Source organism: Nostoc sp. NZL (assembly GCF_015714705.1).
In the GTDB taxonomy this organism is placed as follows: Bacteria; Cyanobacteriota; Cyanobacteriia; order Cyanobacteriales; family Nostocaceae; genus Nostoc; species Nostoc foliaceum_A.
The window spans coordinates 26,044-39,872 of record NZ_WBKL01000094.1 but is presented as its reverse complement, the minus strand read 5'-3'; the positions used below and the strand labels follow the sequence as shown (position 1 = coordinate 39,872).

12 protein-coding genes are annotated in these 13,829 nt (G+C 42.0%); 1 reads left to right on the top strand and 11 read right to left on the bottom strand.

Annotated features, from left to right (window positions below; translation table 11 throughout):
- The 5 genes from F8R90_RS32860 to F8R90_RS13495 all read right to left on the bottom strand — a co-directional run.
- Positions 1-188, bottom strand: a 188-nt coding sequence (locus F8R90_RS32860; RefSeq protein WP_230966295.1) for a hypothetical protein, incomplete at its 3' end; no start/stop codon positions are given.
- Between the two features lie 18 nt (positions 189-206).
- A complete protein-coding gene (locus tag F8R90_RS13510; RefSeq protein WP_196511174.1) occupies positions 207-1,049 on the bottom strand; it encodes a nitrate ABC transporter ATP-binding protein in 843 nt (280 codons plus the stop codon).
- Positions 1,050-1,080: 31 nt separating this feature from the next.
- Entirely contained in the window at positions 1,081-3,084 is a 2,004-nt protein-coding gene (locus F8R90_RS13505) for an ABC transporter ATP-binding/substrate-binding protein (protein ID WP_196511173.1), read from the bottom strand.
- A 100-nt stretch (positions 3,085-3,184) separates the two neighbouring features.
- Positions 3,185-4,024, bottom strand: a complete 840-nt coding sequence (gene ntrB / locus F8R90_RS13500) for a nitrate ABC transporter permease (RefSeq protein ID WP_196511172.1) — start codon at positions 4,022-4,024, stop codon at positions 3,185-3,187.
- 33 nt (positions 4,025-4,057) lie between these two features.
- Positions 4,058-5,440 carry a CmpA/NrtA family ABC transporter substrate-binding protein gene (locus F8R90_RS13495; protein ID WP_196511171.1) on the bottom strand — a complete coding sequence of 461 codons (1,383 nt, stop codon included), beginning with the start codon at positions 5,438-5,440 and terminating at the stop codon, positions 4,058-4,060.
- Between the two features lie 984 nt (positions 5,441-6,424).
- Between F8R90_RS13495 and F8R90_RS32855 the strand changes: the two genes are divergently transcribed.
- On the top strand, positions 6,425-6,529 hold the full coding sequence (locus F8R90_RS32855; protein ID WP_230966294.1) for a plasmid stability protein stbB: 105 nt from the start codon (positions 6,425-6,427) through the stop codon (positions 6,527-6,529).
- On the opposite strand, the gene F8R90_RS13485 is transcribed toward F8R90_RS32855, so the two are convergent.
- The 6 genes from F8R90_RS13485 to rbsK form a co-directional block, all read right to left on the bottom strand.
- Positions 6,530-8,128 (bottom strand): Hsp70 family protein, encoded by a 1,599-nt coding sequence (locus F8R90_RS13485; protein ID WP_196511170.1) that lies wholly within the window; start codon positions 8,126-8,128, stop codon positions 6,530-6,532.
- 215 nt (positions 8,129-8,343) lie between these two features.
- Positions 8,344-8,583 (bottom strand): hypothetical protein, encoded by a 240-nt coding sequence (locus tag F8R90_RS13480; RefSeq protein ID WP_196511169.1) that lies wholly within the window; start codon positions 8,581-8,583, stop codon positions 8,344-8,346.
- A 438-nt stretch (positions 8,584-9,021) separates the two neighbouring features.
- Complete coding sequence (locus F8R90_RS13475) at positions 9,022-10,005, bottom strand: polysaccharide deacetylase family protein (RefSeq protein WP_196511168.1); 984 nt, start codon at positions 10,003-10,005, stop codon at positions 9,022-9,024.
- A 504-nt stretch (positions 10,006-10,509) separates the two neighbouring features.
- Positions 10,510-11,394: an aspartoacylase gene (locus F8R90_RS13470; RefSeq protein ID WP_196511167.1), complete on the bottom strand. Its 885-nt coding sequence runs from the start codon at positions 11,392-11,394 to the stop codon at positions 10,510-10,512.
- 259 nt (positions 11,395-11,653) lie between these two features.
- Positions 11,654-12,709 (bottom strand): glutathione S-transferase family protein, encoded by a 1,056-nt coding sequence (locus F8R90_RS13465; protein ID WP_196511166.1) that lies wholly within the window; start codon positions 12,707-12,709, stop codon positions 11,654-11,656.
- Positions 12,710-12,788: 79 nt separating this feature from the next.
- Complete coding sequence (rbsK, locus tag F8R90_RS13460; RefSeq protein ID WP_196511165.1) at positions 12,789-13,709, bottom strand: ribokinase; 921 nt, start codon at positions 13,707-13,709, stop codon at positions 12,789-12,791.
- Between the last annotated feature and the right edge of the window lie 120 nt (positions 13,710-13,829).

Genomic DNA, 13,829 nt, shown 5'->3' with positions numbered 1-13,829 from the left:
GGGGCAGGGGGCAGGGGGAGCAATAGAAAGCCCCGTTCGCGCAGCGTCTCCAAGAGTTGCCGTGAAGCGGAGCGGAACATGGGTATCAAGCCCCGTCTTTCTAAGACTTCTTGATTGGTCGGAGTACAAGCTCCGTCCAATCTTCCCCCCTGCTCCCTGCTCCCTGCTCCCCTGCCTCTTATTGACATCTGTACGCCCCAGGTATATTAACCTACATCATCATGGGCAAAGCGATTAAACAAGAAGTCTAACGCATAGTTACGGAGTTGGTAATATTGAGGATCTTCCATGATGCGGGCGCGATCGCGTGGTCTTGCAAAGGGAATTTCCATCACTTCCCCAATTTTCGCATGAGGCCCATTAGTCATCATCACCAATTTATCTGCCAAAAATAGCGCCTCATCAATATCATGGGTAATCATCAGCACAGTACAACGATTATCACCCCAGATTTTCAGCAATTCTTCCTGTAATTCTTCCTTGGTAATCGCATCTAGCGCCCCAAAAGGTTCATCTAAAATCAGCACCTTGGGACGAATAGCCAAAGCACGGGCAATAGAAACCCGCTGTCTCATCCCCCCAGACATTTGCATGGGCTTCTTTTCCATTGCATCACCTAATCCCACCATTGCCAAATGTTCCCGGACAATTGCCCGTTTTTCTGCTTCTGGCTTGGTGGGGTAAACTGCATTTACAGCCAGATAAATATTTTCAAATGCAGTCCGCCAAGGTAATAACGCATAGTTTTGGAACACAACCATTCTATCTGGGCCAGGCTTGGTAATTGGTTCTCCTTCTAATAGCACTTGTCCAGATGTGGGAAAGTTAAAACCAGAAACCATATTTAACAGCGTCGATTTACCACAGCCAGAGTGGCCGATAACGCAAAGAAATTCACCTTGTTCAACGTTGAGGTTAACACCATCAAGGACGGTAAATGGCCCTTTCTTGGTGGGATAAACTTTGGAAACATCCTTAATTTCTAGGAAAGGCTGACGGCTAATTGTGCTTGTAGCGGTGTTGGTATTTCTTAAGTTGCGATTTTGCATTTTGAATTATGAATTATGAGTTTTGAATTGATTAAGCTGCTGTTCTTCTGGGTGCATCTAGAACAACTTCGGCTATGGAAAAATCGCGTTTAATTTCTAAACCGTTAAGATAACTAATTGGATCGTCGGCGTTGAAGGGTTTACCATCAAATAGTTGAATAGGTTGCCGGGTGTAACTAATATCTAAACCCAATTCTCTAGCAGCAGTACTGAAAACACGAACTCGACAAACTCGTTCAACAATTTCTACCCAATTTCTAGGGAAAGGAGTGTCACCCCAACGCGCCAATTGAGTCATAATCCAAATTTGTTCAGTTCGACTGGGACGGTTAATAGCAGACTCAGAATAAAATTGGTGATGGGCATACTCGCGCATCGGATGGTCTAAGTCACAGGTAGCGCCATTGACATCTTCAATTTGGATATACTGAATATCTGTGCTGACATATTCCCGACTTGCTAAAATTTGCCGAATTTCTTGGGCATTGGCAGGATTTGCACAATATTGGCAAGCTTCTAGTAAGGCTTTGGTTAAAGCAATATGGGTATTAGGATAAGTTTCTGCCCAATCTTCTCGCACACCCAGAACTTTACCGGGGTGCCCTAACCAAACTTCTAAGTCGGTAGCAATGGTAAAGCCTGAACCTTCTAACGCCGCGCGATAATTCCAAGGTTCGCCGACGCAATAACCGTCAATGGTTGCACCTTTTAAGTCTACTACCATCTGGGCGGGCGGGATATTTTTCATAGCCACATCATTGTCGGGGTCAATTCCACCTGCTGCTAACCAATAACGTAGCAATAAGTTGTGCATGGATGCAGGATGCACTACGCCCATTCTATGTTGTTGTTCGCGGGTTTTGAGAAGGTAATTTTTGAAGTCGGATAAGCTGTGTACACCTTGATCGTAAAAGCGTTTGGCTAAGGTGATGGCGTTACCGTTGCGCGTCATAGTCAGGGCGGTGACAACGGGTAAGGGTTCATTTTTATGCCCTCCCAAACTTAACCACATTGGCATTCCTGATGGCATTTGTGCTGCATCTAAATAACCACCTGTCATCCCATCCACAATTCCCCGCCAACTGCTTTCTCGGACTAAGTTAACTTCATCTAAGCCATGTTTGACGAAAAAGCCTTTTTCTTTGGCTATAGCTAGGGGGGCGCAAGCGGTGAGAGGTAAGAAGCCAATATCTAAATTAACTTTTTCTAACCCATGACGGGTGATCGCGGTGGTTTTTCTCGCCCGAATTTTTTTGATGCGTTTTTGTTGGTTGAGGAAGTAAATCATTTCACTCCGCAAGCTGTAGTAACTGGGATGTTCTACTACTTCCATGCGTTTGCGGGGTCTGGGAATATCGACTTCTAAAATGTCACCAATTTTTGATTGTGGGCCGTTGGTTAACATCACAATTCTGTCAGATAACAACACCGCTTCGTCTACGTCGTGTGTCACCATAACTGCGGTAACTTGGTTTTCTTCGCAAATTTGCATTAATTGTTCTTGCAAGTTACCACGAGTCAGCGCGTCTAATGCACCGAAGGGTTCGTCTAATAGTAGTAGTTTAGGACGAATCGCTAAAGCGCGAGCGATCGCTACCCGTTGTTTTTGTCCACCTGATAACATTCCCGGTTGTTTATCAGCATGGGGACGCAAACCCACCATATCTATATGTTTTTCGACTATGGCTTTACGTTCAGCTGCTGGCATTCCATTTAAGACTGAATCTACAGCCAAGGCAATATTTTCTCTGACTGTCCGCCAAGGTAAGAGAGAATAATTTTGGAAAACCACCATGCGATCGGGCCCTGGTTTGGTGATTTTTTGCCCTTCCAAAGTCACAAGACCTTCTGTTGGTAAGTCTAACCCGGCAATCATGTTTAAAAGAGTGGATTTACCGCAACCGGAGTGACCGATAAGAGAAACAAATTCGCCTTTTCTAATTTGTAAATCAATACCTTTGAGGGCAATATATTGTCCACCACCGCTTAATTCAAAAACTTTATCAATTCGGTCAACTGCAACAAATATAGACATAGGTTTCAATTCAAGATTCAAAATCAAAATTCAAAGTTCAAAATTAAATATTGGGGATGGTTGATTGCTAATAGTTTGACCAGTCCCCAGCCTCCGATTCCTACTTTTGTTCAGTAGGTAAAATCCAGTTTTGTAGCGCAGCCATTAGTTTATCTAGTATTAAACCAACAACACCGATATAAACTAGAGCTAAAATAACTTCGCTGACGTTGTTATTTTGATAAGCATCCCAGATAAAAAAGCCAATTCCCACAATACCTGACATGACGATTTCTGCTGCGATAATCGCTAACCAAGCCAAACCAATGGCAATTCTTAAACCAGTAAAAATGTATGGTAGTGCTGAGGGAATAAGAATGTTGAGAAAGTATTCTTTGCGGCTTAATTGCAGAACTTTGGCAACGTTGTTGTAATCTTGGGGGATTTGAGTTACACCCACCGCAGTATTAATTAGGATCGGCCAAATTGCAGTGATGAAAATTACGAATAATGCTGCTGGTTCGTTTTGGCGTAAAGCTGCTAAGGAAATAGGAACCCAAGCTAAAGGAGGTACAGTTCTTAGTAACTGAAATAGAGGATCTAAAGCCTTAGACATGGTTTTATTCACACCAATCAAAACACCCAAGCCAATACCAACAATCGCCGCTAAGGTATAACTAATAGCAACCCGTTGCAGACTAGCAAGAATCTGCCAAAAAAGACCTTTGTCAGTTCCTCCTTTGTCATAGAAGGGATACAAAATCAATATCCAGGTATCTTGAATAACTTGGATTGGCCCAGGTAATGTAGCACCTGGAGTCCAAGAAAATAATTGCCAAATAACTAGAAAGATAAGTAACGCAGTCGCAGGAGGAACAAGATTAGGAAATTGCTTTTGCAAACTTGATAAAAAGCTATTATCAAATTTAGGGCTTGTGGAACGTTTTTGGGCTAAAATCATGGATGTTTCCTCAAATTTATTAATGACTAATGATTAAACGCTGGCTTTTTTTATTTTCAGACTTTTGAGATATTCTTCTGGCTTCTCTGGGTCGAATTTCACGCCATCAAAAAATTCTTCTACTCCACGAGACGTACTGGTGGGGATGTCAGCAGCAGGCACTCCTAATTCTTTAGCAGCTTCTCTCCAAATATCTTCGCGATTAACTTTTTTGATTAATTCTTTGGCTTTGGCTGCACCGTTGTCTATATAATCTTTGGGCAAAAATCCCCAACGCACGTTTTCTGTCATGAACCACAAATCATGACTTTGGTAAGGATAAGAAACACTGCCTTTTTCATCTTTCCAATAATAAGCAGCCATTGATTTATCATCAATTTTGCGACCATCACCCATGTCATATTTACCTTGGAATGGGTCAGCAAGAACTTCTGGTGAAGATAAACTAAAATACTTTTTAACAGCAAGAATTTGTGCTGCTTCTTGACGGTTTTCAAACTTATCTAACCATTGCTGGGCTTCCATGATGCCTTTGAGTAAAGCTTTTGTGGCTTTGGGATTTTGGTCAACCCAATCACCTCTCATGGCAAAATATTCTTCGGGGTGATTTTTCCAAATTTCGGCGGTTAATGCAGCCATGAAGCCAATTTTGTCGTTGACAAGGCGAAATGGCCATGGGTCGCCAGTGCTGAAAGCATCCATTGTGCCGGTTTTCATGTTGGCGACGGTTTGCGCCGCCGGTACGGTCAGCAATTTGACATCTGCATCTGGGTCGATTCCACTTGCTGCTAACCAGTAACGAATCCACAAGTCTTGGTTAACATGGGGGAAGGTAAAGGCGGCGGTGAAGGGTGTGGAAGATTTGAGTTGCGCTAATAAAGGTTTAGCAGTATCGAGTTTTAAGCTAATACCTTTGTCTAAATGCTTGTTGGCGATCGCAATTCCGTTACCATGTGTAATTAACTGCGCCAAGACATACATCGGAATTGGTTGATTACCCTTGGTAATTTTACCTTCTGTAATTAAATGTGGCATGGGCATTTGCCATTGACCGCCATCAATACCACCTCCAACAGAACCAATTTCTACGTTATCTCTTGCTGACCCCCACGAAGCTTGCTTAGAAAGTTCTACATCTGTCATTCCATACTTGGCAAAAAAGCCTTTTTCTTTAGCAATAATTAGCGGTGCAGATTCAACAATGGGGATATATCCAAGTTTGGCTTTTGTGGTTTCTGGTTTTTGTTCTGGGCTAATATTAACTACTGCTTGAACGGACGATGTTGTAGAAGCGCCAGCATTACCACCAGGTTCAGGTGGATTTCCTAAACAACCTTTCAGGAATACAGCACTTGCTGAAGCTGCGGCTGTGGCAATAAATTTACGGCGAGAAACTTGATTAAAAAATTCTGTCATAACATCTCCTTAACTAAAAATTTTATTTTTTAACCATGAAGAATCAGGCAAGATAACAACGTGTTTTCTCGCTCTTTAACTGAAATTATCCATTTTTATCTAGGTATTAAAAATCAGCCATTTTTCTGCAAAAAAGGCTTGCTTGTATACCTGGATCCCTGGTTTAATTTCTTGACGTAATGTGACGAAGGGACATCACCTGAACTAATTGAAATTAGTGTACAGGTTTTTTTGTGAAAGTTGTCAAATATGAAGCGGAATTATTAAATAAATATTAGATTAGACATATAAGTAAAAGCTTATATATCTGCTTAAATTATGCCTAACTTCTCTACTCTATAGATTGATATTTATGATGACTATTATATTTAAATTATGGTTATGTCTTTTTTGACTTAATTAATTAGTACAACCAAGAAATTCATATATTTGATGTAATGATAACTATCAGATATAGTAATCCGCTTTGATTTGGAGAATTTATTTGCGTGGTGCGCGTTGGCGTTGGCGAAGCCTCTCGAAGAGAAGCCTCTCGAAGAGAAGCGCAGCGTAAGCGCGATAGGCAGAGGCAAAGAGAAAACAGGCATTTTGAAGGCTTCAAATTTTTACCTGAAGGGAATGCTTTCAGAAATGTTACGAAAATCTCTGCCAGAAATAGCTAAAACAGCGGGGCTAAAATCAACGTTGATCAACTTTATAGTTTGAGAAACTGGATTGAATAACCTAACTCTTGTGTACTGAAATGGGCAGAAAGAGTTTCCTCAATAGTTCTGAGTGCGTAGGCGTAGCCCGTCGTAGACATCGCAGTTGAAGAAATATTTTACGGACTGACATCCAAGCCCAACCCTAGAATTCAAATATGGTTCGAGAGCTTTTTGGAAAATTACTGTCAAGTACTGCCCATCACCATTGAAATTGCCAAGCGCTCCGGTGAATTGCGAGATCAACTAAGATTTAAGTGGGAAAACACACACCCAAGCAGATATGATGATTGCTGCTACTGCTCAAATTCATCAATTGACCTTAGTAAGGCGCAACATCTTGGATGCCGATGGCTGCGGTATCCCACTTTTAAATCCTTTTAGTTAATTAACTCAACTGTGCAACAAGTTGATTTTCCAACAGAGTATCATTTGTCAACAAGTCTTCAACGGTGATTCGCAAAAAGCGTTGATCATCAACTTGAAAGAGAATTTTGATGCGATCGCTTCCAGGATATCCGGCTGGTGTCAATTGGGCAATTGTCCTGGCACCTTCTTGATCGTTGAGGGGTTTAACACTGGTTTCACTATTGTCTAGACGGCGAGTAATTAAGCGATCGCCATCAAAATAAACTTCAGTACTACCCGTATCTGCTCCCAATTCTCCCATAATGAGTTCAATGCTGGGCTGATTTTCCACTGAAGCGCCTAAGACTAATTCCACTGGCTGACTCATCGGGTATGCTTGTCCAGCTTTAATCAGAGAATGCCATTTGTGACGCTGATTGCGACGATCCCAGTAGCGGATACCATAACTATGGTACAAAAAGTCTTTGATTTGCACGCCTTGAGCTAACTGTAATGCACCTTGAGCGATCGCTTCAAAGGGACGTTCGCAACGGATTTTTTCTGGTTCAAAATACTGTTTTATCCATGTCTGCACTGCCGGCAATTGCACTGTCCCACCAACTAACAAAACTGCATTAATATCTGGAAGTTCTATTCCTTGCCGTCTTGCTTGCTGCAACAGTGTCGTCATTGACTCATCCAGTAACTCAAAAAATGCATGTTCTTTGAGGATATTTTCAAAAGTATCGCGGTTTAGTTCCAGTTCATAGCTTTCAAATGTCTCATCATCAAAATAAACTTCACTAGCTTGGTTTTGAGTTGATAGCTGAATTTTTACCCGTTCTGCCAATCTTGTTGTCAACGGACTTATCGCCAACTCTTGAGTTCTGGCAAAGTAATCTACTAACCAATTATCAATATCAGTACCACCTAAATTTTGCCCAGCTTTCGCCAATACACGGGCAGTTTTAACTTTTTGTTTTGAATCTTCAGCCAGGGACTTATTACCCCACTTGAGAAGAAATCCCAGCGGTTTTGTGGTTGCTTGCCCACCTTGATCCAACCGGACAAGGGACAAGTCCAAGGTGCCGCCGCCAAAGTCAATCACCAAGAGAATTTCTTGATCTGCCAAACCATAACCCAAGGCGGCTGCTGTGGGTTCATCTAGCATTCGCACCTGTTCGACAGGCAGAGCTTGACAAACTTTCCCCAACCAGTGACGATAAGCTTCAAAACTGTCTACGGGTACGGTTAATACAAGAGAATCTAACCCACCTTCCAGGGGCGATAGTTCTTCAATTACTTGGGTGAGGAACCATTGCCCTACTTGTTCAAAGGTGACAATTTGCCCATCGAGTTCGGGTAAGAAACCTTGGATATCTGCACCAATACCCCGCTTGAAGCTGCGGAAAAATCGCGCTTCGCCTTTGAGGTCAAGACCGCGATCGCGTACTTGTTGCCCTACTAAAACTTTATTTTGGGTTGCGTCTTCAACATAAACCAAGCTGGGAATCAGTGGCGGATTGAGATTTTGTTTAATTGATAAACCTGGTAGAGTCAGGGTTTCTGGCTGCTGGGTTACGGGGTTCCAACGAGCAATGACTGTGTTGCTAGTACCAAAATCGATTGCGATCGCCATATTTTATATTTATTCTCTCGCACGAAGAGGCCAAAGCTGCTTTATCTGTGATTATTCTCTATATGGCATCAACAATGCAATTGATAATCTAACGATCGTTTGGGAAAATTAAGGAGGCGATGCCTACAGCGGGCTACGCCTACGCAAAAAATGATTTAACCTAAAATAAATGGTTTTGGCATGGCTACCACCACCTTCACAGGGCTACTCCTAACTCAATCTTCATGCCGTAACTGCCATGCTGCGCCGCAAGCGGCCCCAGCCCCAGCTAACAATCCGGCACTCATTCCTTGAATAGTTTTTTGGATTGGATCTTGAGTTAGACACTCACTTGTAATCTTACTATCTTCCAAGCAGAGATTACTTTCTGCCCAAGCAGCAGTACCTCCTAAAATTACACCAGTTATACTACAGGAAACAACTAGCAGCAAAAGACGTCGGGTTTTTCTAACCATAGATAGATGTGTCAAAGATTAGAGATAGTGATTGGCTCTCAATTACTTTACACATTCTTGCTAGCAAATGTCAGCTGGTTTCAAGATAAGTGGCTGCTATTCAAAATTTAGAGAATTGTTAAAAAATCTGATTATAACGGTTCCTATTCAGATGCGGTACAACATCAGTATCGCAAGGTGTAGTCCAACATGCCGTGCCCCTACGGGTGTACCTTACGTAAACGAGAACCACTATATACATGCCATCTTAAAAAAATAACCTCTGGGGAAGGGATATCACCAGAAGTTTTTAATAAAGACATTGGAATAGTGAACTATTTTAAACATAAAATTATTGTTTTTACAACACTATTTCCTCCTTATCAAAGACAGAACAAAGTTAAATTTTCCTGTAATTAAGGATACAAATTGGACTTCTCAATCGCATAGATCATATTTTTACCTCTTTTGAGGCACTAATACAGGCAGTTGACGGGCACTGGCTACGGATTTGGCATGTTGTCCAACAGTCAAAACATTAAACTGACTAGATATAAGTTCCAAACTTTTGTTCACTATTGCCAGCTTTTTGTAAGTGGGAACACTCATTCCAGGGAAGAATGATAGTTCTGGTACATCCTCTTGACTTACAAAGTCTGTAGGATGCAGTAGCAAAGAAGGCTGCACACGAGTAAGTTTACATAGCCACAGGGCAATTCGCAGGTAGAGTAACGCCACTTCCGAAGAAAATGTACTCAGATACATGATGTAACTAAAGTGAATTGGCACCTTAAAAATTGGCATGGTGGTAACGGGAATTTCAGTAAGTCTATCCTTACCCATGTGCCACTGGTAAGGTTTTAGAGGCTGCAAACCCTCTTTGAAACCGCCAAACAGGGCTTCCCGCTTCTTGCGTTCTTCCTTACTCAGTTTACAGGTCATCAAATAATATGCTCGTGCGATGGGCCCCAAAAATGTGGGAAAAGTCGAAGCATCATATTCGTATCCCCGTCGTGCTAAGACTTTCAATACCGCAGGAGAAAAACTGTATCCAGGCCCCCGAAAGCCGATAGGATGTTGATGAGTGACGCGCTTGATATGTTGTTCGGCTAAGGCCACCTCTTGTTCAATCTCATCCTCTGAATACAAATGTAGCCAAGGATCATGATAAAATGAATGATTGCCAATTTCGTGACCGGCGCTGGCGATCGCTTGTAATGACTTGGTGTTCTTTTCTAACGCTGCATCCTGACCCACAATGAATACTGTGATTGTCAAATCCCATTGCTGGAGAATCTCTAAGAAACGAGGGACTGCAATATCCAGGTAAGAGGGGAAAGTCTCCCAACCCGGAGCACCCTGATTTTTTAGATAAGACCAAATATTATCCAAGTCTAAAGAAAGGCTGGCTATTGGTTTGTTTTGTTGTCGCTTGCTTTTCATTATGAGTTCAAGTATTTGGACAATTTTAAACGTAAATATAATGTTAGGTTTGGGCTTTATCGGTCAAGTTTTCTTCTTTGACTCAGGGCTATTTTTATAAGAAATCTCAAGCCATAAGATTTGCAGTTCCTAATTTTCAAATTCAAGAGTAACTTTAAGAGCAGCATTCTGTAAGCGTAGCCCTTCGTAGACATAGCTTAGATTGACACTAACAAGCTTCCCATATTTGTATACAAATTCTGCTTGTCTAAAAGATATTTCCGGTGAATTAGATAATGGGTTTTCAGCACTTCTTTGCCCTCAACTTGATCGACCCTTTAGACAACTTTTTACCCTGATATTTAATTACTGGTCATCAATATATCATAACAAAGACGCATTTAAACGTATATAAATAAGTTTTAGCGATGGAGCTAGATATATGAAGTTATTGATAATTTAGATGCTCAATTTCTATTCTCACTTCCAATAAAAAGCGATCCTACAAAAAATCTTTTCCACATCCTAGATATTGATTTGCTGCCTCTGAGTCAAACACATTGCAATTCCCTTTTCGTAGTAAGCTGCCTCATTAATGAAAATCGGCCAAACGGTAGATGCTCCCTCATAAATAATTGTTTTATTATCAAAAGTTATAAAAATTGGATCTCCTGGGTTTAAGGCTTGATAATCCTTGTCCTGAAGCTCTGGATGAATCATTCCAAAGATTGTCCCATCCGGTTTTTTGGGATAGTCCACAACTAATAAATGGTCGTAAAAAATCAATGTTTCGTTATTTGATAGAATTTCACCCTGGTTAAACTGTTCTAGATAGTCGAGAATCGCATAAACAAGTTCCTCTGTTTGTTGGAACAGCGTTGCTTTTAAGAGTCCTTGAGCAATAGGGCCAACCTCGATTGCAAAGCCTAATTCGCAGAGGGAATTTACAAATGGGTTTTGTTCAATTGATTTAAAAGAGCAGCGATAAACCCTAACCAAAGGATTAATCTGGCTTAGATAAGCAGCCAATTTCAAGTTTAAGGGATGACTGTTTACCAAAATAATTGTCAAACCCATATTAGCTGTAGTACTATGCAAGTCTAAGATAAAATCTGCTTGGTTATCCCTGTTTGATACTAGGGTGTTCTGAATTGATTTAGCTTGCAATTCTTCGTAACTGTTTAAGGTCGGATCTTGTAAATCTTGCTTGAGAAAACAGCGATTTAAATCTTTCTCTACATATCGCCTCCCTGCTGCAAAAGCATTAGGATTTGCTAACAGAGTGACTGTTTTAAAACTTGGTCTATTAATTAAATCGGGAAACTGGGCAAATTTTTGGGTTAAGTAGGCCCCGGTAAATTCATTGCCATGAGTCCCACCGACAATTGCAACTCGATTAATCTGGTTCACAATTACATCTACTCCAGAATGAAGCCATCGAGTGAAGGGGCAAGGGAGCAGGGGGCAGGGAGCAGGGGGGATAGAACAGAATTAGGATTCTATCCTACCTATTGCGCCAGCTTTCCGTATGGTAAGACAACCACTTAATAGAAGTATAGAAGTGGGGGATTTGGGCCCATGTTGCCCCTTTCATTCCATAACAGTTCTTGATGGGGTCATTTCCCCCTACCCCCTGCTCCCTGCTCCCTTGCCTCTTTTTCAATGTACCTTATGAAGCATTCACTGTGCTGATGCGATCGCGCCCATGTGGTTGATAAAGATAAGACATATCAGGGCCATTGGGAATTATCCCGCCCGGATTGAGTGGGAATAGGTTCCCGTAGTAGTCCCGCTTCACACTTTCTACATCGCAGGTGTCAGCTACACCAGGAAGCTGATATAAATCACGTAAGTAAGCTCCCAGGTTTTGATAGTCTCGAATTCGTTGCCTATTGCACTTAAACAACCCATAGTAGGCACTATCAAACCGAAATAACGTCGTAAATAAACGGACATCTGCGAGTGTGAGATTATCCCCACACAGATATCGACTAGTTTGCAATGCAATGTCAATCTCATCAAGAGTTGCAAACAGTTCGTTACAAGCTTGATTGTATGCTTCTTGGCTTTGGGCAAAGCCGCAGCGATACACACCGTTATTTACCGCGTGATAAATCTTCTCATTCCACCAGTCAATTTTTTCTTTAAGTGCTTCTGGGTAAAGATTCAGCGTGGGATTGTTGGCGAACTCGTTAAACTCAGAGTTCAGCATGACGATAATCTCTGAACTCTCATTATTAACAATAGTTTTAGTTTGGTTATCCCATAAAATTGGAACTGTAGAGCGTCCACTGTAACCAGGTTGTGCCAGCTGATAAAATTCAGCCAGTGTGTGACAACCTTCTTCTTCCTCGTTGAATATCCAACCGCCTTCAATGGGAGAAGGAGAGACGATACATACTGATATTACCGCTTCGAGTTTTTTGAGCGATCGCACAACTAGGGTTCGGTGCGCCCAAGGACAGCCCAGCCCAACATAGAGTTTGTAGCGTCCCGCTGCTGGTGGGTGGGGATTTCCCTCTTCTTTACCGACGAACTTCCGAAACTGGCTGTTAGGACGAATATACGCTCCTGACTGATTGCTAGGAGCAAGCTTTGACATCATAATCTGCCACATAGTTGTCCAGACAAACTTTCCCAGCCAGATAATCAGCTTAGGAGGTAGTGTTCTGCCCTTTTTCTTGGGAAGATTTTTCTCGTCATCCATTGGAGTTGAGTTGCTCATGGTGACAATCTTGTTTTGGGAGTTCTTTAAGCTAATCGTATCAAATTTGCGTAGGCGTAGCCCGTCGTAGACATCGCAGCTAAAACCTTTCCCTCAGAAACGCATCAAATGTAAACCTATCTGGTAGCGAAGTTTGTGCGCCTGCTTTTGTCGTCGCCAAAGCACCGGCTGCTGAACCCCAAACAACTGCTTGATGTAAAGAAAGTCCTTCAAAAAGTGCCGCCGTTAAGCCACCATTAAAAGCATCGCCAGCAGCAACTGTGTCAACTGCATGAACTGAAAATGCGGGTACAAAAAACTTCTCCTCAGCAGTGGCACAAAAAACACCTTTAGCACCCAGTTTGACGATCGCACATTTCACACCCCGTTGTAATAAAACTCCCGCTGCTTTGGCTGCAAGTTCTTCTCCATCCACAGGAAAACCCACTAACTGCGCGGCTTCAACTTCATTCGGTGTAATAATGTCCACTAACGGGTAAAGTTCATCTGGAAAATCAGATTGTGCAGGTGCAGGATCGAGAATTACCCTGGTATTGGTTTTTCTGGCGGCTTTAGCGGCTGCAACCACGGCATTAATCGGAATTTCTAATTGTAAAAGCAGTGCTGCCGCTTCTGGTAATAAATAGGACAATCGCTCGACATCTTCTTGATTGACACACCCATTTGCACCAGGAATGACAATAATTTGATTTTCCCCAGCATGATTTACGGCGATGATGGCGACTCCAGAACTAACAGTCTCATCCACGAAAATATTGTCAATCTCCACACCAGATGATTGCAAATTGTTGACAAGTTCTCCCCCAAAATCGTCTGCACCTACACGCCCCACCATTTGGGTAGGAATTCCCAATTTTGCTAATGCTACGGCTTGATTAGCTCCTTTACCTCCCGAAACTTTAAAAAATTTTTCTCCTAGTAACGTTTCTCCTGCGACTGGTAACCTGGGTGCTGTTGCTACCAAGTCTATATTTATGCTGCCGAAGACGATAATACTCATGATAGGTATTTTTGTTGATCTTAAAGTCATTCAGCCTAATACTACAGGAAGCGATCGCAACGGTTCAAACACCTAAATATCTATCATTAACAATACCTTGTCCTTTAGGAAACGCTACGC

Excerpts from the sequence above, each read along its gene's own strand:
- F8R90_RS32855 (WP_230966294.1), top strand. The coding sequence starts at position 6,425 with ATGATGATTGCTGCTACTGCTCAAATTCATCAATTGACCTTAGTAAGG.
- F8R90_RS13475 (WP_196511168.1), bottom strand. The coding sequence starts at position 10,005 with ATGAAAAGCAAGCGACAACAAAACAAACCAATAGCCAGCCTTTCTTTA.
- F8R90_RS13505 (WP_196511173.1), bottom strand. The coding sequence starts at position 3,084 with ATGTCTATATTTGTTGCAGTTGACCGAATTGATAAAGTTTTTGAATTA.
- rbsK (WP_196511165.1), bottom strand. The coding sequence starts at position 13,709 with ATGAGTATTATCGTCTTCGGCAGCATAAATATAGACTTGGTAGCAACA.
- F8R90_RS13480 (WP_196511169.1), bottom strand. The coding sequence starts at position 8,583 with ATGGTTAGAAAAACCCGACGTCTTTTGCTGCTAGTTGTTTCCTGTAGT.
- F8R90_RS13485 (WP_196511170.1), bottom strand. The coding sequence starts at position 8,128 with ATGGCGATCGCAATCGATTTTGGTACTAGCAACACAGTCATTGCTCGT.
- F8R90_RS13495 (WP_196511171.1), bottom strand. The coding sequence starts at position 5,440 with ATGACAGAATTTTTTAATCAAGTTTCTCGCCGTAAATTTATTGCCACA.
- ntrB (WP_196511172.1), bottom strand. The coding sequence starts at position 4,024 with ATGATTTTAGCCCAAAAACGTTCCACAAGCCCTAAATTTGATAATAGC.
- F8R90_RS13465 (WP_196511166.1), bottom strand. The coding sequence starts at position 12,709 with ATGAGCAACTCAACTCCAATGGATGACGAGAAAAATCTTCCCAAGAAA.
- F8R90_RS13510 (WP_196511174.1), bottom strand. The coding sequence starts at position 1,049 with ATGCAAAATCGCAACTTAAGAAATACCAACACCGCTACAAGCACAATT.